Annotated in this window: 1 pseudogene; it reads left to right on the forward strand. The window is 57.8% G+C overall.

The window, feature by feature from the left end:
* Positions 1–259 precede the first annotated feature (259 nt).
* A pseudogene (locus EXE42_RS15885) lies at positions 260–640 on the forward strand (sugar phosphate nucleotidyltransferase); the annotation flags it as partial.
* Positions 641–1005 lie beyond the last annotated feature (365 nt).

The following is a 1005-nucleotide window of genomic DNA, read 5'->3' on the forward strand; positions in this document are numbered from 1 at the left end:
GTATGTGTGGCTAATGACATGCCGGATGCGCTCGTATGGCGTCGTGTTAGACTCCCAGTCTGTCCCGACTGCCTCGTTGATATCTGTAAACGTAGCTGGTGGGTGTCGGTCGCTCATGTAGGCACACACGAACTAGGGGAAAATAGTACTTTGGTATCATAGTATATTCTTTCATTGCTCTCGAAAGCAGTGGTCCGTCCACGCAGACCAGTACGCGGCGGTCGGTCTGTGCTAACAGCGGAACCGGTGGGGTGGGTGTGTTACCTCCCAGCGCGAAGACCGGGTCGATGCCGCGTTCCTCGTCGAAGAGGTCGACTGAGAAGACGCGTCGCGGTACGGGGTGTGCGACACCAACCAGTACGGCGAGGTGACGGGCGTGGTCGAATAGCCCGACGACCCGCCGAGTAATCTGGTGATGACCGGGTTTTACACGTTCAGTCCCGGCATTTTTTATGCGTGACACCTCGTACAGCCGTCGAACCGGGGGGAGTACGAGATCAGCGAGGCGATCGACCTGTTGATCCAGAGCGGGCGGACCATCGACGCGATCGGGATCGAGGGCTGGCGTGTCGATGTCGGGTATCCGGAGGATCGGGACAAGGCGGAGGAGCTGTTGCAGGGAGACGAAGTCGAGGCGTAAAGGTCGTCAAGCAGCGCTCCGGCGCGTTTGACGACCTCGAGCTAGGCCCGATAGGAGGTGGTGGGTCTCACACCCACAATTTCGCAGGACACGAAGACGTTCCGCCTTCTCGGACCCGACTGATGGGAAGGGTTTGGTCTTCGTCTTCACCGAGGATAGTTTCTCTTAAATATCATATAGATGGAGTGTCAGTATGGATGCGTCGTTGCCTGCCGTGATCGCAGGCACATCATCAACGACGGTACTCACTGTGGCTGGTGCTCTTCTCTTCGGCTTTACGATCTCCTGTGTCGTCCGGGCTCTCGACTAATGAACTACCCCACCCTACTCGCTCCCGCTGGTCGCTCCTTGAGGAAGGGGGCTTA

It is taken from the genome of Halorubrum sp. SP3, from assembly GCF_005435195.1.
Taxonomy (GTDB): Archaea; Halobacteriota; Halobacteria; order Halobacteriales; family Haloferacaceae; genus Halorubrum; species Halorubrum sodomense.